The 20144-nt window shown below is 57.7% G+C and carries 17 protein-coding genes and 1 other RNA gene; 6 read left to right on the plus strand and 12 right to left on the minus strand.

Annotated elements, in window-relative coordinates; genetic code table 11:
- Positions 1 to 17: 17 nt before the first annotated feature.
- Genes B3Z17_RS19340 through hflK form a run of 3 tightly spaced genes read right to left on the minus strand, consistent with a single transcriptional unit; the run spans position 18 to position 2181 of the window.
- Complete coding sequence (locus B3Z17_RS19340; protein ID WP_068307191.1) at positions 18 to 221, minus strand: DUF2065 domain-containing protein; 204 nt, start codon at positions 219 to 221, stop codon at positions 18 to 20.
- Between the two features lie 20 nt (positions 222 to 241).
- The gene (hflC, locus tag B3Z17_RS19345) at positions 242 to 1102 is read right to left on the minus strand and encodes a protease modulator HflC (protein WP_068307192.1); all 861 of its coding nucleotides are present in this window, start codon (positions 1100 to 1102) and stop codon (positions 242 to 244) included.
- Positions 1099 to 2181: an FtsH protease activity modulator HflK gene (gene hflK, locus B3Z17_RS19350; RefSeq protein ID WP_286831630.1), complete on the minus strand. Its 1083-nt coding sequence runs from the start codon at positions 2179 to 2181 to the stop codon at positions 1099 to 1101. The genes hflC and hflK overlap by 4 nt, the downstream gene beginning before the upstream one ends.
- A 157-nt stretch (positions 2182 to 2338) precedes the next feature.
- Here hflK and B3Z17_RS19355 point away from each other — a divergent pair, with 157 nt between their 5' ends.
- A complete protein-coding gene (locus B3Z17_RS19355; protein ID WP_286831632.1) occupies positions 2339 to 3412 on the plus strand; it encodes an Mrp/NBP35 family ATP-binding protein in 1074 nt (357 codons plus the stop codon).
- Here B3Z17_RS19355 and B3Z17_RS19360 read toward each other — a convergent pair.
- The 4 genes from B3Z17_RS19360 to B3Z17_RS19375 all read right to left on the minus strand — a co-directional run bounded on the left by B3Z17_RS19360 (position 3409) and on the right by B3Z17_RS19375 (position 7373).
- A complete protein-coding gene (locus B3Z17_RS19360) occupies positions 3409 to 3894 on the minus strand; it encodes a dihydrofolate reductase (RefSeq protein ID WP_286831634.1) in 486 nt (161 codons plus the stop codon). The two genes, B3Z17_RS19355 and B3Z17_RS19360, sit on opposite strands and share 4 nt — an antisense overlap.
- Before the next feature lie 21 nt (positions 3895 to 3915).
- Complete coding sequence (locus tag B3Z17_RS19365) at positions 3916 to 5811, minus strand: ATP-binding protein (protein ID WP_286831636.1); 1896 nt, start codon at positions 5809 to 5811, stop codon at positions 3916 to 3918.
- 27 nt (positions 5812 to 5838) lie between these two features.
- Positions 5839 to 6633: a thymidylate synthase gene (locus B3Z17_RS19370; protein WP_068307203.1), complete on the minus strand. Its 795-nt coding sequence runs from the start codon at positions 6631 to 6633 to the stop codon at positions 5839 to 5841.
- Positions 6634 to 6782: 149 nt separating this feature from the next.
- The gene (locus tag B3Z17_RS19375) at positions 6783 to 7373 is read right to left on the minus strand and encodes a hypothetical protein (protein ID WP_068307205.1); all 591 of its coding nucleotides are present in this window, start codon (positions 7371 to 7373) and stop codon (positions 6783 to 6785) included.
- Between the two features lie 101 nt (positions 7374 to 7474).
- Here B3Z17_RS19375 and ssrA point away from each other — a divergent pair.
- Together ssrA and B3Z17_RS19385 are read left to right on the plus strand one after the other, a co-directional pair.
- Positions 7475 to 7859: a transfer-messenger RNA gene (gene ssrA, locus B3Z17_RS19380) on the plus strand.
- Between the two features lie 229 nt (positions 7860 to 8088).
- Complete coding sequence (locus B3Z17_RS19385) at positions 8089 to 11109, plus strand: endonuclease/exonuclease/phosphatase family protein (protein ID WP_286831640.1); 3021 nt, start codon at positions 8089 to 8091, stop codon at positions 11107 to 11109.
- Between the two features lie 106 nt (positions 11110 to 11215).
- Here the strand turns inward: B3Z17_RS19385 and B3Z17_RS19390 are convergent, their stop codons facing one another.
- The 5 genes from B3Z17_RS19390 to B3Z17_RS19410 all read right to left on the minus strand — a co-directional run bounded on the left by B3Z17_RS19390 (position 11216) and on the right by B3Z17_RS19410 (position 16060).
- Positions 11216 to 12667: an MBL fold metallo-hydrolase gene (locus B3Z17_RS19390; RefSeq protein WP_286831642.1), complete on the minus strand. Its 1452-nt coding sequence runs from the start codon at positions 12665 to 12667 to the stop codon at positions 11216 to 11218.
- Positions 12668 to 12929: 262 nt separating this feature from the next.
- Positions 12930 to 13271 (minus strand): hypothetical protein, encoded by a 342-nt coding sequence (locus tag B3Z17_RS19395; RefSeq protein ID WP_286831644.1) that lies wholly within the window; start codon positions 13269 to 13271, stop codon positions 12930 to 12932.
- Positions 13268 to 13903, minus strand: coding sequence for an acyl-homoserine-lactone synthase (locus tag B3Z17_RS19400; protein ID WP_068307212.1), 636 nt, complete (start codon positions 13901 to 13903; stop codon positions 13268 to 13270). The genes B3Z17_RS19395 and B3Z17_RS19400 overlap by 4 nt, the downstream gene beginning before the upstream one ends.
- Before the next feature lie 112 nt (positions 13904 to 14015).
- Positions 14016 to 14750, minus strand: coding sequence for a helix-turn-helix transcriptional regulator (locus B3Z17_RS19405; RefSeq protein ID WP_286831648.1), 735 nt, complete (start codon positions 14748 to 14750; stop codon positions 14016 to 14018).
- A gap of 209 nt (positions 14751 to 14959) precedes the next feature.
- Entirely contained in the window at positions 14960 to 16060 is a 1101-nt protein-coding gene (locus B3Z17_RS19410) for an NAD(P)/FAD-dependent oxidoreductase (RefSeq protein ID WP_286831651.1), read from the minus strand.
- Positions 16061 to 16207: 147 nt separating this feature from the next.
- Here B3Z17_RS19410 and B3Z17_RS19415 point away from each other — a divergent pair, with 147 nt between their 5' ends.
- From B3Z17_RS19415 to B3Z17_RS19425, 3 genes are all read left to right on the plus strand, one after another.
- Positions 16208 to 16732 carry an SspB family protein gene (locus B3Z17_RS19415; protein WP_286831655.1) on the plus strand — a complete coding sequence of 175 codons (525 nt, stop codon included), beginning with the start codon at positions 16208 to 16210 and terminating at the stop codon, positions 16730 to 16732.
- 55 nt (positions 16733 to 16787) lie between these two features.
- Positions 16788 to 18398, plus strand: a complete 1611-nt coding sequence (locus B3Z17_RS19420; RefSeq protein WP_286831658.1) for a fumarate hydratase — start codon at positions 16788 to 16790, stop codon at positions 18396 to 18398.
- A 107-nt stretch (positions 18399 to 18505) separates the two neighbouring features.
- Entirely contained in the window at positions 18506 to 20128 is a 1623-nt protein-coding gene (locus tag B3Z17_RS19425; RefSeq protein WP_286831661.1) for a calcium-binding protein, read from the plus strand.
- Positions 20129 to 20144 lie beyond the last annotated feature (16 nt).

Here is a 20144-nt window from a genome sequence, read left to right on the forward strand (position 1 = left end):
TCGCGTTGGCCTTACCCTCAAGCGTCAAAAGTCGCTTGAACCAGCCAGACTACAGCAACACCGATCGCCGCGAGGGTCAAGCCCATAACCCTTAGCTTTGCGGTGGGCTGTTTGGATGCTGCGACCAGCAGCTTTCTGAAGCCTTCTGGCATCAAGGCATAGGCCGCGCCTTCAATGAAGAAAGCGAGGCCCAGCCCGATAAGTAGCAGTTTCCAGTCCATGGCGTATCAGGCGCCCTGGACTATTTTCTATCCATGAACAGCTTGAAGAACTCGCTGTCCGGGGACAGGACAAGGCGTGTATCGTCCTTGCCCAAGGATTTCCTGTAAGCCTGCATGGTCCGGTAGAATTCGAAGAAATCTTCGTCTTTGCCGTATGCATCAGCGAAAATCTTCACGGCTTCACCATCTGCTTCACCGCGAATGGTCTGCGATTTACGCTCAGCCTGGGCGATGATTTCCGCCACCTGGCGGTCCGCCGCAGCCCTGATCTTCACAGCGTCACGTCGGCCCGACGCGCGTTTCTCAGCGGCTTCGCGCTGGCGCTCGGTTTCCATACGCATGAAGATGGCCTTGCTGTTTTCCTGTGGCAGGTCAACACGCTTCAGGCGCACATCCACCACCTCTAGGCCGAATGTCAGGGCACGCTGGTTGGTCAGATCGCTGATCTTTTTCATCAATTCAGCGCGCTGGCCGGAAACGATCTCATTCATCGGCTCTTTTGCCAGCACCTGACGCACTGTCGATTCCATCGCATCTTCAAGAAGACGGGCTGCGCCCACTTCTGTCCGCGCGGCCTGGTACCGCTTCAGCGGGTCGGCGATGCGGTAACGGGCGAAGCTGTCCACCAGAATACGGCGCTGATCGGATGCCAGCACTTCCTGTGGCGGCACGTCCAGGCTCAGGATACGCTTCTCAAGGAAGATGACCTGCTCCAGGAACGGCAGCTTGAAGTGCAGCCCCGGGGCGGTCACTGTCCGCTGCGGGTTACCGAATTTAACAACAATGGCCTGCTGGCGTTCGTCAATGACGTAAAAGCCACTGAGACCAACAAGAAGAAGAGCGCCCAGAACGACCAGGCCTGCAATTGTCTTAGCATTCATGGCTTTTCTCCTTCGCTTTTCTTCAGCTCATTCAGCGGCAGGTATGGCACCACGCCGTTGCCGGCTTTGCCGTCGATGACAATCTTGTCCATGCCAGCCAGAATCTGCTCCATGGTTTCCAGATAGATCCGCTTGCGGGTCACATCTTTGGCCAGGACATATTCATTGTAGACAGAGCTGAAACGCGCGGCCTCACCCTGTGCACGGGCGACTACCTGTGCCCGATAAGCTTCGGCCTGCTGAACCATTTGTTCCGCCTCACCTTCCGCTTTCGGGATCACTTCATTCCGATATTTGGTCGCTTCGTTCTGGAAACGCTGCTGATCGGCTTCAGCACGCTGCACATCAAGGAAGGCGTCCTTGACCTCTGCCGGTGCTTCAGATTCGATGATCTGAACCCGCAAGATGTCAACGCCCGCTTGATACTGGTCGAGCGTAAGCTGGATCAGTTCCTTGGTGCTTTGCTCAATCTGCCCCCGTGCGGTGGTGATGATTGGCGTGATCTTGTTCTGGCCGATCATTTCGCGCATGGCGCTTTCCGCAACAGACTTGATCGTGCCGTCCGGGTCCTGAAGGCGGAACAGATAGTTCCCCAGGTCCTTGATGCGCCACACCACGTTGAAACGGACATCCACGATATTCTCATCCTGTGTCAGCATCAGGCTTTCGTCAGGACGGGCAAAACTCTGGCGGCCCGACCGGCGGCTTTCCGTAACCCGGCTGCCGATGGAGACTTGATTCTCATCGGTAACACCGCGCACTTCCACCGTTTCAATCGGGTAAGGCAGGTGCCAATGCAGGCCTGGCGTTGCGGACTCGGTCCACTCGCCAAAGCGCAGCACGACGGCCTGTTCGTTCGGCTCAACGCGGTAGAGGCCGCTGGCCAACCACCCCAGAACCACAATCAGCAGGATAAGCATCGGCCCACCCTTGCCGCCAGGCAGCGCTTTCCTCAACTGGTCCTGTCCCTTACGGATATACTCATCGAAATTTGGTGGCTCGCCACCACCGCCGCCGCGGCGCGGGCCGTTACCCCAAGGGTTTGGGCGGTCACCATCACCGTTATTTTGCCAAGGCATATTTTTCTCCCCTTCGGTGCGAATGCACCAATCGAAACTGCGGCACTTTCACCTATAGAAAGACCGTGTCTTGTCTGCCTATATATGGTACGTGCCAAGCGGCTGCAATGATACTCGGCCAAATTCGCAAGCTTTTTACCCGAAACGCAGGTTTTTTATGTCTGATACGCTGAAAAAGTCCGTTGAAGCGGCGCTAAATGAAATCAAGGTTCCCGGAGCCGATCAGTCTGTCATGGAGGCGGGACTCGTTAGCGCAATTGTGGTGGATAGCGGCAAGGTAGGCATCATTCTGGAGCTTTCAGGCCGTGACCAGGCCGGCGCAGAGGCCCTCCGGACCGCCATCGAATCCGCGGCCCGCGCGGTTGAAGGTGTTGAAGAAGCCAATGTGATCATGACCGCCGCCCGGCAGGCCCAGGCAGCGCCCAAGGGCCAACCGGTTGGCGGCAAGGCACCCCCAACACCAACTGAAATTCCCGGTGTAAAGCATATTGTGGCTGTCGCCAGCGGCAAGGGCGGCGTGGGCAAATCCACCACCTCCATCAATCTGGCGATTGCGCTTCGGGATCAGGGCCTCAAGGTTGGCGTTCTGGACGCAGACATCTTTGGCCCCAGCCTGCCGATGCTGCTGGGCGTCGATGACAAGCCCGAAATCAAGAACAAGATTATCCAGCCCATTGTGGCGCACGGCCTGAAGGTGATGTCAATCGGCTTCCTGATCGATGTGGACCAGCCCGTGGTATGGCGCGGCCCGCGCGTGATGGGCGCAACCCAGCAGCTTCTGAAGGACGTGGCCTGGGGCCCCTTGGATGTGCTGATCGTAGACATGCCGCCCGGCACAGGCGATGTGCAGCTGACCATGGTGCAGCAGGCGCCGCTCACGGGCGCCGTGATTGTCTCCACCCCTCAGGACCTGGCGCTGATTGATGCGCGCAAGGGCCTGGCCATGTTCCGCAAGGTCGATGTGCCCATCATGGGCATCATTGAGAATATGAGCACCTTCCACTGCCCGCACTGCGGCGAAGAATCGCACATCTTCGGCCATGGCGGTGCTGCCGATACGGCAGGCGAACTTGGCTGTGATTTCCTGGGCGGCATTCCGCTTCACATGAGCGTACGTGAACACGCCGACAGTGGTGACCCGATTGTGGCGGCAGAGCCCGACAGCCCGGTCAGCAAGGCCTACCGGGCCATCGCCGCGCAGGTTTCCGAAAAGCTGGGTGTCAGCGCCTAGGCGCGCTCATACACGACGAAAGCATAGGCTGGCCTGCCGTCCTCAGCCGGGTGTTCTTCCCGGCTGACTTCCCGCCAATCATCCAGGATGAAGTCAGGGAACCAGGCATCGGCGTCCGGCACAGTGATGCTTACTTCGGTGATATAAAGCCTGTCAGCCACATCAAGGCACTGTCCGTAAATTTGTGCGCCGCCGATGATCATGGCTTCCTCCACGTCGGCGACGGCTTCCTTTGCGGCCTGTAGCGATGGGACGGCATCGACCCCGTCGGCTGACCAGTCAGCATTGCGCGTCACCACAATATTGCGGCGTCCGGGCAGCGGACGACCGATGCTTTCAAAGGTCTTGCGCCCCATAACGATGGGTTTGCCCATGGTCGTGGCTTTGAAATATTTCAGGTCCGCCGGCAAATGCCACGGCAGGTCGTTGCCCCGCCCGATGGCCCGGTCTTCCGCCATGGCGACTATCACTGAAAGTGTCATTCTAAACTCCTAACATCCGCATCAGATCATGCCGTCGTCGTCAGTTTCCGGGTCTGCTTCCATCAGCGGCAGATGAACCCGGATGGTTGTGCCCACGTTCGGAATACTGCGCACGCTGATAGCGCCTTCCATATGGTCAACCAGCTCCCGGCAGATGGCAAGGCCAAGCCCCACGCCGCCGTGCCGACGCGACAGCGCCGCATCCACCTGCGTGAAGCGGTCAAACAGGGTTGCCTGCTTTTCTTCCGGAATACCGATGCCCGTGTCTTCAACTTCCAGAATCCAACCGGCCTGCCCGGTCGCGAACGGCCGCGGATGCAGGCGGAACACCACCGTTCCCTGGTTGGTAAATTTGATGGCGTTTGACCCAAGATTGATCAAAATCTGCCTGAGCCGAAGTTCATCGCCCAGAATATGGTCTGGCATATTCATGGCGAATTCGGCCTTCAGCTCGATCCCCTTGTTGGAGGCCTGCTGCACCAGAAGCGCGATCACCCGGTCCACCAGAAGGCGCGACGATAAGCGCTTCTGCTCGATCTGGATCTTGCCGGCCTCAAGCTTCGCTAGGTCAAGAATGTCGTTGATGATGGCAAGGAGGTGGCTGCCGCTGGCGTTGATATCCTTGGCGTACTCCGCATAGCGATTGTCCCCGAGGGGCCCCAGCGCCTGTTCCTGCAGGATCTGCGAAAACCCAAGAATGGCATTCAGCGGCGTCCGAAGCTCATGGCTCATGGTTGCCAGGAATTCCGACTTGGCCCTGTTGGCCGTCTCAGCCGATTTGCGCGCTTCCTCTACATCCCTGTTGAGGTTCTGCAGCATGCGGTAATGGTCCTCAAGTTCGTCGTGCGCTTCCTTGAGCGCCCGCGTGCGCCGGTTGACAATGTCAACCACCCGCTTGGCCCGCTGCGACTGGGACCAGACGATGAAAACCACAAGCCCTGTCATGATCAGGCAAACGCTGGCGGTAATCACCGCAGCACCATAGTCAATCCTGTAAGCCTCATACGGCGCCCAGGGCTGGACCTGCCACATCTGGCCACCGATGGCGACCTCGTGGGAAGCAATCCAAGGCTTTGCCGCTGGTGGCGGGAAAGTTTCCGGGCTGAAGGTACCGTCAATGATCATCATGTCCTGCACCATGGCGCCCCCCCGCCAACTGCTGGAAAAGCGCGCATTCAACCGCGAGAAGCGTTGACTTGAGGCAACCTCGTCCAGCAGTTTCGGCATATCAAGGATCTGGATGATCACACCGTCCACGCCGACCTGGCTGACGAATGGTGTAGCCAGAAGCACGCAGGACCGGTCTTCTGTTTCAAGGGGCGGCATGGGAATGGCCGCAGGCTGACCCTTTTCAAGGGTTTCCTCAAGAAAGGCATTGAGCGGTGTGTAGGCGCCGATATCGACACCGCGCCAGCGCTCTGCCCGGTCTTCGTTCGGGGCCCATACATAGAGCATATAGAAGGCGCGCTGGGCGCCACTGCCCGGCCGACCGCTTTCGCTCGAACCAACAACATCCCCTGCACCCCGCAAAGAGAATTCACCTGGGTAATGCTCTTTTGCATAGGCTTCCAATGCTCCAACGGTATCTGGCGTCGCCGCAACTGCAACCCCCACCATCTTGCGGTGCTCATTGAGGCTGGAATAGCTTGAGATCAGTCGTTGGAAAGTAACGTGATCGATCTCTTCCGTGGCTTCATAGTAGCTGTAGAGATCACTGGCCGCGTCCAGGCCATGCGACAACGCACCCTTGACCCGATCAGCATACAGATCAGCCGCTGCGTTGAAGCTGGCGCGCGCTTCCGCCTGGGCCGAGCGAACGCTTTCACTGGTTGCCGACCAGGTAAGCCCCCCACCCAGCAGCACAACGAACAGCAGCAGCACCCATTGCCTGAAATCTATATCACTATCGCGAGCCACACCCCCTCCTTGCCCCTGCTTTCAGGTCTAAACCGCCACAGGGGCCTTGATGTGAGGATGGGCCTCGTACCCATCGATCTGGATATCATCGAACGTAAAGGCGAACAGGTCTTTCACATCCGGGTTCAGTGTCAGTTTCGGCAGCGGTTTAGGCTCACGGCTCAGTTGGAGGTCTGTCTGTTCGATATGATTACTGTAGAGATGTGCATCCCCGAATGTGTGGACAAAGTCCCCGACTTCCAGGTCACATACCTGCGCCATCATGTGGGTCAAAAGCGCGTAGGACGCGATATTGAACGGCACCCCCAGGAACACGTCCGCGCTGCGCTGGTACAGCTGGCAGGAAAGTTTTCCGTCAGCCACATAAAACTGGAACAGGCAGTGGCATGGCGGCAATGCCATACTGTCCACGTCTGCAACATTCCAGGCCGACACGATCAGTCGGCGGCTGTTCGGGTTGGTCTTGATCTGGTCTATGAGGTTCGTGATCTGGTCAATGGTGGTGCCGTCCGGCGCGGGCCAGCTGCGCCACTGGTGGCCATAAACCGGCCCCAGGTCGCCATGCTCGTCCGCCCACTCATCCCAAATGGAAACGCCATTATCTTTCAGGTATTTGATGTTGGTGTCACCGGCGATAAACCACAGAAGTTCATGGATGATGGACCTGAGGTGCAGTTTCTTGGTGGTCACCATCGGGAAGCCATCCGCCAGGTTGAAACGCATCTGGTGCCCGAACACGCTGTAGGTTCCCGTACCCGTGCGGTCACCCTTAAAGGTTCCTTCGCGCCGGATACGCGCCAGAAGATCTAGATATTGCTGCATACGTCCTACCACCCGATTAAACTTGATAAAAAGCTATAGGGCGTGACGTGGCCCGAGGCAATAGGCCGACCTCTAATACGGGTGATTAATTGTGTAAAAAATGGGCGCCATAACAGCGCCCAATCATGCAATTTGCGAGCCTGCGAAGCCTAGTGGATGGCCGGGCCGTGCAGGTGGACATCCCGGCCCGCATGCCGCCTGAGGATTTCAAGCGCCCGGTCTTCCTGTTCGCGGCTGCCGGTGCGTACCCACAAAAGCAGCCCGCCGCGCGCCTGCTCTTCGCGCACCCGTTCGCTGGCGCGGCGCGAATAGCGCATGGCATAATAGCCACCGCCCAGCATGCCGATAAGGCCAAGCCCGACAGTCAGCACAACGGCCTCCCATGTCTCAAGCCCGTGCCCGGCTGCAATGCCAGCACCAGCCAGCAGCAGAATGTAAACCGGCACCACAATCATCACCATCATGCCGCTTGAACGGCTGTCCTTGTCGATATAGGCCTCGCGCGGCACGCTGGCGTCATCTTCCAGGTCCTGCACCGATGTGACTGGATGCTGGACTGCGGCTTCGATCTCCGGAATCGATTTTGGCCTTGATACGGCAGCATTGGAGAACCCATGGCATTCAAGGTCATCCACTGCGGCCTGCAATTCGTCTTCTGTACTGAAAAGCGCAACCGCTTCGCGCAGGTTGCCGCGGGGGCCAGTCTGAGCCGCCCATTCCCAATGCTGTTGGTCAGCCATGGATCATTCTCCTCTATTGGGTTGACCCTCAAGGGCGATATTATGCCACAATTTCGGGAAAATCCCGAATCTGTACTAAAATCGTCAGACAAAAATTTATTGGCCTTTAAATCGCCCCGGGAATTGCTTATATCAGGGGTGCTGCTTTGGCAGCTATGGCGATAAACGGTGCATTGAGTAGCTATTGCGGACCCGGGGGCAGTACCCGGCGCCTCCACCAGGAACGGCCTGATTACCTGGATAATCAAGGCCTACGGTCACCAGACCGTTGCTGATGGGGGCGAACCAGGATCGACGTGTATCGAAAGATGTTGCTCTTCGCCCGGGATGGCACCGCCGTGATGGGCCACCTTAAATAAATGCTAACGACAACAACGTCGAGTATGCTGTTGCTGCGTAAGCAGTCATAGCTACTACATTTATAAATTCCTGATGGTTGACGCCATCAGGTGGGGGTTGGGCCACCTAGCAACAGAACGGCCCACTTTCACTTTTTTCCATCTCTGATCCTCAACAGGTCCCGCGCCGGTAGCGTTGGATTCCCAGTATTATTGTGCCCCGCACGTTTTGCGCCCTCATTTCTCATGGTTAAAAAAAGCTTAACAAACAGCCGTCATAGTTGCATGATTGTTCCTGACCAAATGGTCAGGAATAGGCGCTACAGAAGGGGAAAATCTGTATCGCTGAGGGGAAATTTGATCAGGGGACTCTACCAATGAGCATCATTGCTTCACAGGATTTCAATGACTTAGACGGAAATAGCACCTACACCACCGACAGTGTCGCTGACGGCGAGGCGCTGACAAATGCGGGTGCCAGCCACGACTCGGCCGACCCATTAGACCTCGGTTTCGAGACACGCTGGTTCGCCACGCGGTCGAACGAGACCGGGCCGGTCACGAACGAAAGCAGCGACTTTATCGGTGTGAACTCATACGCGGGGACCAACGCGCCGAATGTGGGTGCAGACGGCACCGCGGTAGGCGCCGACGAGAAGAATTTCGAGTTCAACGACGGCGATGGCCAATTGATGCTGATTTTTGACCCCGTGGACCTGACAGGCCATAGCGATGTTGCCCTGTCGCTGGACTATTGGATCACCTCAACGGGCTATGAATCCAACGATAATTTCTCCGTCGCGATCACCGACGGCACCACCACTGTATCGCTTCTGAGCCTTGGCGAACCCGGCCTTGAAGGCCAGCCGTCCGCCGATGACGGCAGCGCCAACTGGAACGGCTTTATCACGGCACTTGACCAGATCATTGCTGACAACGGCATGGACGCCAGCCAGATCCAACTGATGGTCAGCGCGGATACAAACTCCGGCTCCGAGAATATTTTCGTCGATAACATCAAGTTTGAAAGCGATGTGGTTCTCACCCCCGATGTGATCGCCACGGCCCTTTCAGCAGACGGTGACCTGAATCTGCTGGACTTCACACAGGACAGCACAGACGGCTGGTCGCTGGGTGACGCCTTCAGCGAAATGCAGCGCGGCGTGACATCAAACATCCCCTTCTCGCTCGCCGACGATAGCGCGGGCACCTACGAGCCGGACACACTGGGCATTGTTGACGCGGGCGACACCAACCCTTTCTTCGGCATTACCGATACGGTGAACAGCCAGAACAGCGGTCCGATGACCGCCACCTGGACGTTTGATATTACCGGCGCCAGCACGCCCTATGTATCAATGGACCTGGCAGCCATGGGTGATTTCGAAAGCGACGATACGCTCATCGTCACAGCCTCCATCGACGGCGGCGATCCGATCACGGTGCTTGAGCTGGCGATCGACGAAGACGGCAGCCTGACCTACACCATGGAAGGCGGCGCGATAGTCACGCTGAATGACCCTGCCCTGGTGGACGGCACAGGCGTGGCGCTGACGAACGACTTCCAGACCTTCTTCAAGGCCCTTGGGGACGCCGGGAATGAACTGGTGCTGACCGTCACCGCCTCCACCAACGGCGGCAGCGAAGCCTTCGCCTTCAACAACATTGTGGTGACAGACGGCAAGCCTGCCTACGGCTTTGACGTGGACAACACCAATGGCGGCGGCGGTGATCCAGGGCCTGAGCCGGAAGTAACCCTGCTGGCGGGCGACGCGGAGCACCTGACGGCTGCGTCCTATAATATCGCGGGTGTCGCGAACTTTGGCACGGGCGAACTGGCGAACAATGCCACTGAAGTCGCGGGCCATATTGTCACCAACATGCTGGCACCCGACATCATCGGCCTTCAGGAAGTTTCGAACGCCCACACGGTGGAGCAGCTTGACGCCATCGTCGACGCCATCGCCGCAGCCGGCGGCCCAGAATATGGCTATGTTTATGAGGAAGTGACCCAGGCTGGGTCGGGCGGCGTGACGGCAATCGCGAGCGCCATCCTCTATCGGGTCGACCGGGTGGATTATGTTGAGGGCTCGGCTGACCTGCTGACCGAAGTGGATTATGGCTCCAGCTTCCCGCGCTTCCCGCTGAAGGCCGATTTCACCTTCAACGGCGAGGTCTTCACCATCATTGATGTCCACCTGAAATCAGGCAGCAAGGGCACCGACCCTGACACCAATGACGACGCAGCAGACCGGCTGGTGCAAGCAGACCAGCTGAATACCCTGCTGGACGAACTGCTGGACGCCAACGCTGACGCCAACATCCTTGTGCTGGGTGATTTCAACGACATTAAACGCACCGAGCCAATGGTGGAGCTGCAGGACGATGAAGTCTGGAACATTGTCGGCGAATCCGCACCAGGCGACGACACCACCACGCGCTACGGCGATGTGATCGACCATATCATGCTGTCGGACAGCCTGCAGGCCAGCGCACAGATCGATTATGTGCATGTGAACGCAGACTTCGGCCAGCCAGCGTCTGACCACGACCCGGTGATCACCCGCATTCTGGTGCGCACGGAGGCTGTTGAGGACTTCACAGCCACCAGCTTCGCGGCCACAGCGGATGAAGCGGCGGCAACGGCTGTTGCGCTTGAGAATGCCGGCCATCTGGCTGACTATTTCGACGCAAGCGGCGTGTCCATCGACCAGATCGTGCTGTTGCAGAATGGCGACGACGACTTCCTGTTGCAGGTGGAAACATCTGACGGCTGGGCGGCCTTCGCCTTCGATAATGTCGGCAGCATGGGGACAGACGCCACAGCGAACCTGATCGAGCTGTTGGGATCGCTTGATGATGCCGGCCTGCCGGTGTCCGACGCCACGGTTGGCGTGCTGGGCGCAGACGGCTACAGCTATATGGACCTGACCTACAGCGACGCCTGGAACGGCCACGCGCAGGTGACGCAAACCACCGGCACCAATGGCAGTGACCTTCTGTTCGGCACCAACAACCGCGACAGCTACACCGAAGTGCTGAAGGGCGCGAACGGGTCTGACTTCCTGTTCGGTGGTCGCGGCGAGGATGAACTGATGGGCGGCCACGGCGGCGATACCTACTATTACCGCCTGGGTGACGGCGACGACCTGATCACCGACAAGGGCAAGGAAGGCGACGGCACCGACACGCTGATGTTCGGCGACGGCATTACAGCAGCCGACCTCACGCTGGTGGCAGACGGCAGCGGCGGCTGGCTTCTGACCATCGATGACGGGTCATCCGACGGTTCGACCATCACGCTTGATAATCACCAGGACGATTTCGGCGGTATCGACGCAATCCAGCTGGCAGACGGTACGCTGCTTGTGGACGATAACGGCTTTGGCCTGATCTAGAGACCCTTCCGAACGGTTCCCTACTACTTTCCCGTACGATAGGAACCACGGCAAAAGGGCCCCACCACGGTGGGGCCCTTCATTATTTCAGATGCATATTGCGGCTTCAGTCCGCGCAGATCTCAAACCCTGCCGGGCAGCCCTTAGCCTCATAGGCGTCAGTCGCGGCGCGCAGTTCCGCAAGCGTCAAGGCCCGGCCACCATGGGCGCTGTAGAAGACCTGGGTATCGATGCCAAGTCGCTCCAGCGCCTGGCGGAAGGTCACCATATTCAGGTTGGCAACCGGCAGGCCGCTTACCAGCGGTGTCCCGAAATGGTCGGCGCTGAATACCAGCTTCCGCGCAGGCATATAGAACAACAAATAGTTGGCCGCGTGCGCGGTTGAAATATCATGGAGTGCAATCTTGCCGCCCAACAGCGTCGTTTGGCCTTCCACCAGCTCAAACCTATCATCCGCCAGCGGCTGGTTGAGGCTTTCCTGAATGGGCTGGACATGTTCGGCCACCGTTACCAGGGTTGCGCCCAGTTCCACGGCCTCATTCATACCGCCCAGGTGGTCACTATGGTGGTGCGTCACCACCAGCTTGCCGAGCGGCTTCTCGTTGCCCGCCTGCGCCTGCACAGCTGCAAGCCGGTCCTTCAGGCCCGCATAGCCGCCTGACGCGATATAATGGTCGCCCGCGTCCACAAAGATGGAATAGCCGATGTTTTGCCCGGCAAAATAAACACCGTCACCGAGGTCCAGCACCGACATTTCAGACGTATCCACGGTTTGGCCGCGGGCTTCATAGTCTGTCGGCACGTCAAAAGCGCCCGTGAGGTCCGGCGTCATGTCAACAGACCGGCTGATCGAAATGATGTTGGGTTGGCCATCAATCAGGAAATTCATATCGCTGGCGTAGGTCACACCGTCCACTGTCCGGTGATCATCGAACAGGTAGCTGAGTGTCCCGAACACCGGGTTATAGCGCTCCATTTTGCTGACAAGGCCGGTTTCCTTGTTGATGAACAGGGTCAGGTCAGGGCTGCCTTCCATTTTGAAGGTCAGTTTCTCGTGCGCCTGCCCCTGATACAGGGCCTCGCCGCCATGAACTGCCGTTTCCCGGCCATCGGCAAGCAGTCGCACCAGCGCGGCATCAGTCGTGCGCATGATACCACCGCCCAAAACCGCATATTGCAGGTTGGCGTTTTCAAACTGGTTCTGGTTCAGGTGATCCACATTATAGCCGGTCTGGCCGTCATGAATGGTCTGGTTCAGGCCATTGCCAGCCCGGTTCTTGTTCCAGGCCATCACGCTTTTGCGCTGGTTCTCAAAATCGATAATCAGATCAACATAATTGTGGCCGATATCCATGACCTTTGGGTCTACGCTTTGGCCCACCGCCAAAATCTTGTACCGGTCTGAAATCCTCATGGCGCTGGCTTCGGTCAACGCCTTGCCGCCATAAGCCCCCACAACCCTGTCGATCAGCGCGTCTTCCTTTTCGCCAGCATTGGCCGTTGCCGCCATCATCAATGACGCTGTGGCCGCGGCCGCAAATTTTCCTAACATATGCATGATCCCCTCCTCTGTCTTGCACAACACGATAGAGGACGCACGGCACTGGCCGTGCGCCCTCCCCCAAGGCAGCAGGCTAAAGACCACCCCTCAGGCAGCAATGAAAATGCGATGGGCGGATGCCGGGGCCGGACGACCTGAAACAGCCCCTCTAAAAGTAGAACCGCCGGGCGCGTCACCACACACGCCCGGCGGTTGAATGCCCCAACCAGCGGTCCTGAGTGCTGGAGGAGGTCACCAGAGATCTGGTTCCGGGCACAGCCTAGTGGGCTGTCCCCTGTGTTTCAAAATCTGCGCCGCTCATCATCGCCAGCGTCTCCGCATAGGTCAGCGCAAACAGGATGTCGGCGTAGGTCTGAGCCGCGATCAGGTAAAGAAGCTGCACCACACCGCGCTGGGCGACATCGGCTTTGCTCAGCGCCTCTGTGTCTGTGCTCTCTTCCTCGGGGCGGGCTACCGGAACCGGCAAGGCCCGGTGAACCCGGCTGATGATGCTTTCAACCTGCCAGGCTTCCAGCTGCCCGAACATGAACATCAGTCGGGCTATGCTGGAATCGAGCGGGGACGTACGGTTGCTGAACTGAGGGCTATCATGCAGTGTCATACAGCCATCTCCAGCTCGAGTTCGCGGCTGGGTGCGGTGTTCAGCACGCTGCCTTCGATATTGCGGGTTTCACAAACGGCCACATAATCCGCAGCACACAGGTCAATCTTGAATGCCAGAATAACTTCACCGTCGGACACCGACGGCAAGCCAAGCGGCGTCACGTTCCAGCCGGCTTTCAGAATGGTTGGGAACAGCACCATGCTGGCAACGCAGGTCACGCTGTCGATCCCTGCCAGCAAGCCATATTCAAAGAGGCCGCACACCAGTTCGCTGACCGTGCGGTCACGCTCCAGCATCATGTGGCGTCCGGTCAGGCTATAGAAGCGGGAAACTTCCCACGTGGTTTTGGACCGGGGCACACCGCTGGCGCACAGCTGCGGGAAGGTTTCGCTCATCAGATGTGGCTGCACAGTTGGCAGCAGACGCATAGCTCCCTTGAGGTTACCGCCATCATCTATGCACAGAAGATAAACAGTGTCAGGACGGTCAAACTGGTCGCGCTCGATCCCCCGTGCGCAATCCAGGCTCCATCCCATCTTCTCTACAAAGACATCATAACGCTGCTGCCAAAGCTGACGAAGGTAGCCGCTGTACTCGGTCCTGTTTAAGGAACTCACAACATGGATCATCACTCACCTCCTTCATTGACATTGGGTAGTGAGGCAATGATGACTTATTATTAGAAGCAAGAATATCAGCCGAACAGACTAGGTTTTCGGCGTTGATTGTTAAAAGCAACCCTTAGTGGTGAATCAGGTTGGTCAGAAAGGCCTTCACAACGGCCTGAACCCTGGTGTTGACACCCAGTTTGGTCTTTGCACTTTCCACGTGTGTATGCACCGTTCTTTCTGCAATCGACAGAATGCCAGATATCTCCCAGTCGGTTTTCCCGGCAGCCACCCACTGCAGGCATTCCTTTTCGCGCGGAGTCAGTTTGGCAACCGGCTTCAGCGCCGCCTTGCCCTCTTTCGAAATTCTGAGCGCCGCGTCGTGCAGATAAACACTCATCAGATGCACCGCATGCTCTGCGGCCGGGTCGATGTCCCGGTGTTCGCCCACCACATTCACGGCACCCGGGAACGCCCCCACAATATGGATGGGCACAGTAACGCCGTATAGCAGGCCCGCGTCCTCGGCCTCACACATCATTTCCGACTGTTCCGGCGTCATGCCGTTATGGATGATGTTATTGTCCCAGTTGAAGGGCATATGCTCCTTCAGCGACACCTGCAGGATGCGGTCGGTGCGGTCATATTCATTTTCCAGATAATATTTGGTCCAGTCGTCCGGATAGTCCGCCAGGAATACGGCGCCATCGGGAAGCGCACCAAATTCAACACAGGATACACAGGCATAATGGTCAAACCCAAGGGTTTGGGTGGCTTGATGGAAAGCAACGCCGAGTTCATCCAGCGTTCGAAACTTCTTGGAAGATTCGATGAAATCAAGCGCCATCTGAAAATATTGTAGATTCATATGTCCTTGCCAGCCCTGGCATTGCAAGAAACCATCGATTGCGCAATCGTCAAGACCGGACCCCTATTCGTGCTTTCCATACCGCGTCGACAACCAACAGGCGAAAAAACGCCCAATGATGCCATCATCAGTTTGTCGCAATTGAAGTTAAAATTCATTTAACCATCCACACGACTACTTTCTTTTTTGAAGTAATCATCCCGCAGCTTCTATTTAGGCAAAATCATAGCGCTAGCGAGCCACTCAGCCAACGCCAGAGACGACGTAAGCCCGGGACTGTCGCAACCGAACAGGTTGTATAGCCCTTCAACACCATGCGCTGTTGGCCCTGAAACTGCAAAGTCGCTAAGGTCGTTTGAGGGCGCAAGTCGTGGCCGAATACCTGCGAAATCCGGCGACAGTCTTTGACGATCGAGACCTGGATAGTATCTAAGTATTTGCCCGGCGAATATTTCCGATTTACTTTGATCAACACGATAGTCCGGCTCGGATACGGCTTCAACATCAGGACCAAACCTGAGATCACCAGCCAGGTCGATCGTTGCATGCACGCCCAACCCGCCAGGTTCGGGCACCGGATAGATCAAATGCCGGAAGGGACTTCTGCCGCGATAGCTGAAATAGCTCCCTTTCGACAGGTGTAGCTCAGGGATAAATCGGCTGGCCAGCCCTTCGGTCGCGCGCGCCACGGCCTGAGCCCCCAGGCCCGCAGCATTGACCACGATTGTTGCGCCCAGGCGCATCCCGCCAGCCTCCACCCACAGGTCGCCCGCTCCAGCCTGCCCCACTGCGGTGACCGCAGTATGGGAAACAAGGACACCGCCGAGGTCAGAGAAGCGGGCTTCAAGCGCAGATATGTATGCCGCAACATCAAGAATGCCCGTGGTTGGCGACCATAAGCCTGCCACGGCCTGCACCGCCGGCTCCGCCGCACGCACAGCCGCGCCATCATGAAAACTCAAGCTTGTCACCCCTGCTTTTTTGGCATGGGCTTCAATGGCCCGCAAAGCCGGCGTTTCTTCAGGTCGCGTCGCCACCACCCACTTGCCGATACGCCTGAACGGGACGGCATATTCACGGCAAAAAGCGTAGAGAAGCGCATTCCCCTTGGCACAAAGTCGGGATTTCAGGCTGCCCTCAGGATAATAAATGCCAGCGTGGATCACGCCTGAATTGCGCGCACTTATACCTGTCCCTGCCCGCGCTGCCTGTTCAAGCACCACGACCTCAATGCCAGCGGACGCAAGCTTGACCGCCAATGACAGGCCGATCACACCCGCTCCAACAATGATGGCGCCTACCTTTTCCAAAGCCTTCTTCTGCCTCGCTTTTAACCTGCACCCTGCCTATCACGGCAACCAGGCACAAAAAACAATTGAATTCCCCCTTCACCCTTTGCAAGGGAAGCATTATAAGGGGGCAATCTTTGTTGTCAGGGAAAGAGCTTGAGTTCCAGCATGTCAGAAACTTATATCGATTATGACGCCAAGGTTCAGGACGCGCTTCGCGGCGTGGTACGGACCATTCTTCGCGAAACGGCCGCAGATGGCCTTAAGGGCGATCATCATTTCTACATCGCTTTCAAGACCCAGGCTGACGGCGTGGATATCCCCGCCCATCTGAAAAGCCGTTTCCCTGAGGAAATGACCATTGTGCTGCAGCACAAATTCTGGGGCCTGAATGTGGAAGAGGACTTTTTCGAAGTCGGGCTTTCGTTCAACCAGACCCCTGAAATGCTGAAAATCCCGTTCGCGGCCATTGTCGGTTTTGTGGACCCAAGCGTACAGTTTGCGCTTCAGTTCCACGACGAAGGCGAAGAAGGCCTCGAAGAACAGGACCTGGAAGCCGAATTTGATGAAGCTTCCCATGAAGAAGCCGACAATTCGGACGAAGAACAAGTGGCAAGCGCCGTGGGCGCCGAGGCCGCAGGCGATACGGGCGGCGACAATGTCGTCACGCTGGACGCCTTCAGAAAAAAATAATCCCTAACCCCCATTGAAGCTCCGGCTCTCCACGGGTCGGAGAAGGTAAAAAGCCATGAGCGACTGGACTTTCTCCAAGCTGTTCCAACAGGGCAGCGACGATACCCCTTACCGGAAAATCACATCCGACTTTGTTTCCACCCTTGAGGTGGATGGCCGCACCATCCTGAAAGTGGAAGACGAAGGCCTGGAACTGCTAGCCAAGGAAGCCATGGCCGATATCGCGCACCTGCTGCGCCCCGGTCACCTGCAGCAACTGGCAGATATCCTGAAGGACGAGGAAGCATCGGAAAATGACCGCTTCGTGGCCAAGGAACTCCTCAAGAATGCCAATATCGCCGCGGGTCGGGTGCTGCCAAGCTGCCAGGACACAGGCACAGCCATCATCGTGGGCACCAAGGGCCAGCATGTCTGGACATCGGGCGACGACGGCGCGCCACTGACCAAAGGCGTGATGCGCACCTACACGGAAACCAACCTGCGCTACAGCCAGATGGCGCCTCTTTCCATGTACAAAGAGGTCAACACCAAGAACAACACCCCGGCGCAGATCGATATCTACGCGTCTGAAGGCAACGAATATAAGTTCCTTTTCATGGCCAAGGGTGGCGGCAGTGCCAACAAGACCTTCCTGTATCAGCAGACGCCCGCGTCGCTCCGGGAAGACAAGATGCTGGCTTTCCTTGAAGAGAAGATCAAAACCCTCGGCACCGCGGCCTGCCCGCCCTACCACCTGGCCGTCGTGATTGGCGGCCTGTCCGCGGAACAGAACCTGGCGACGGTGAAGAAAGCCAGCGCGCGCTACTATGACAACCTGCCAACGACGGGCGACGCCACTGGCCGCGCTTTCCGCGACGTCGAGATGGAAAAACAAATTCATAAGATGACCCAGAACCTGGGCATCGGCGCGCAGTTCGGCGGCAAGTATTTCTGCCATGACGTGCGGGTGATCCGCCTGCCGCGCCACGGCGCCAGCCTGCCTGTCGGCATCGGCGTCTCCTGTTCGGCGGACCGTCAGGCCAAAGGCAAGATCACCAAGGACGGTATCTTTCTGGAGCAGCTTGAGACCGACCCGGCCAAATACCAGCCGGAGGTAACAGACGAGCATCTGTCGGAAGACGTGGTGAAGGTGGACCTGAACCGCCCGATGGCCGAGATCCTCGCGGAACTCACGCAGTATCCTATCAAGACCCGCCTCAGCCTCACGGGCACCATCGTCGTGGCGCGGGACCTCGCGCACGCCCGCGTACAGCAAATGATAGAGGACGGCGGCGAAATGCCCGCTTACTTCAAGAATCACATCATCTATTACGCCGGCCCCGCCAAAACGCCGGAAGGCTACGCCTCGGGCTCGTTCGGGCCAACCACAGCCGGCCGGATGGACAGCTATGTCGGCCCATTCCAGAAGCTGGGTGGCAGCATGATCAGCCTCGCCAAGGGCAACCGCTCGCGCGATGTCACCAAGGCCTGCCATGAGCACGGCGGCTTTTATCTGGGCTCCATCGGGGGCCCGGCTGCGGCGCTCGCGCAGGATAATATCCGCAAGGTCGAGGTGCTCGATTTCGAGGACCTGGGCATGGAAGCCGTGTGGAAGATTGAAGTCGAAGACTTCCCTGCCTTCATCGTCGTGGACGACAAAGGCAACGACTTCTTCAAAGACATCTAGACAAAACATGGTGGGTACACGCATAGCGTGACGTCCTACAAACAGAGGTGCAATCAGGTATCGCCTGGTTGCACCTTTTTTTTCGAACGGTTTGTGGGGGACCCGATATGACAACGATACCAAACACGGCTGGCGACGATACGCTGGTCGGCACCGACAGCAACGATACGTTTCCAGGCGGCGATGGTTCAGACCTGATCCTGGCCCGTGACGGCGACGATACAATCACTGTCTCTGGCAAAAGCGGCAGCTGGGGCGACACCCTAGATGGCGGCGCAGGTACAGACCGCGTGATCATTGACCTTGAAGGCGTCGACAGCCTTCTTGACTTCAGCCGAAGCGCTTACACTGAAGACACAGAGACATTCACCCTGACAGACGGGGATGGCCATTCAATCCGACTGACGTCCATCGAAGAAATTGAAATCGGCGGCGCTGTTTTCTCGACACAGGTACAGGAACATGAAGGCCATCTGATTGACCTGGAGAACGCTGTCTATATCGGCATGAACATTCCCAGTGATGAGGGGAAAGGCGTTTTCTACACCGACGACGTGGCACCAATGGGGTCGGATCTCATTTATCCCACGGCCCCGAGGGACGCTGAAGGCAACACCATCAGGGGCTTTACGCTGTACGGCACCGACCTGGACGATATTTTCCAGACAGTCCAGCTGGGCGACGGCGACAGCTATGTGGAAACCTTCGCGGGTGACGACTATCTGGAAGGCGGCCGGGGCTCTGACACGCTCATTGGCGGCACCGGCAACGACCATTTCCGTGTCGACGACGGCGGCGACCTGATACGGGGTGGAGAGGGCGATGATACGGTCTGGCTCTATGTAGGGGATGTGGCGGGCAATTTGGCGGACAATTTCATCGAGCTGGACGGCGGCCCGGGTACCGACAGTCTTACCATCACCTTCCGCACCTATAATGGGGCAGCTTTCAAGCACATCAGCCTAAATGATCCCTTCATCAGCAGCTTCGAGAATATCAGCGTGAACGCGAACGGTGGCCCCTTCTCCTCGGTGCGCGGCAACAGCCTCGACAATGTCATTACCGTTGGCGGCGACAGCAGCACTTTCTTCATCCATGGGGGTGACGGCAACGACACCATCACGTCGCAGGGATATCATATGAACGTCACGCTGATGGGCGGCGCAGGTGATGACGATCTGGGGAACAGCGAGCGGGATGGCGTCCTTTGGGGCGGCGACGGCAATGACAATATCCATTCCCACGCAGACGGCACTACCCTTGGGGGCGGCGCAGGTGACGATACGCTCGACGGCGATTTTTCACACAACACTTTCTATGGCGGGGCTGGGGATGATGTCATCAAAGCCGGCAGCGGCAGCGACCTGATTTTTGGCGGTGCCGGCAACGACATCATCACCACCAGCTATGGCTTCGATTCCATCTGGGGCGGGGCAGGCGACGACCAGATTGATCTGGGCCCAAGCGATGAAGTCACTATTGACCACCTGTGGTTCAGCACCGGTCACGGTAACGACGTTATCACCGGCTTCAATGGGGAGGACGACATTCTGCATCTGGGCGGGACAGAGGCCGAATTCACCACAGTAACAGCCGTCAAGGGTGCAAGTCAGGAAACGTCAGTCGGGGGCCAAAGCGGTATTCTGATCGACACAGGCGGCGGCAACAGTATATTCGTCGAAGGATTGACCATCGCGGATCTGACGGCAGGCAATATCGCCTTCGACTGATGCGCCCAAATCAAGA

The sequence above is a fragment of the Kordiimonas sp. UBA4487 genome, assembly GCF_002389025.1.
In the GTDB taxonomy this organism is placed as follows: Bacteria; Pseudomonadota; Alphaproteobacteria; order Sphingomonadales; family Kordiimonadaceae; genus Kordiimonas; species Kordiimonas lacus.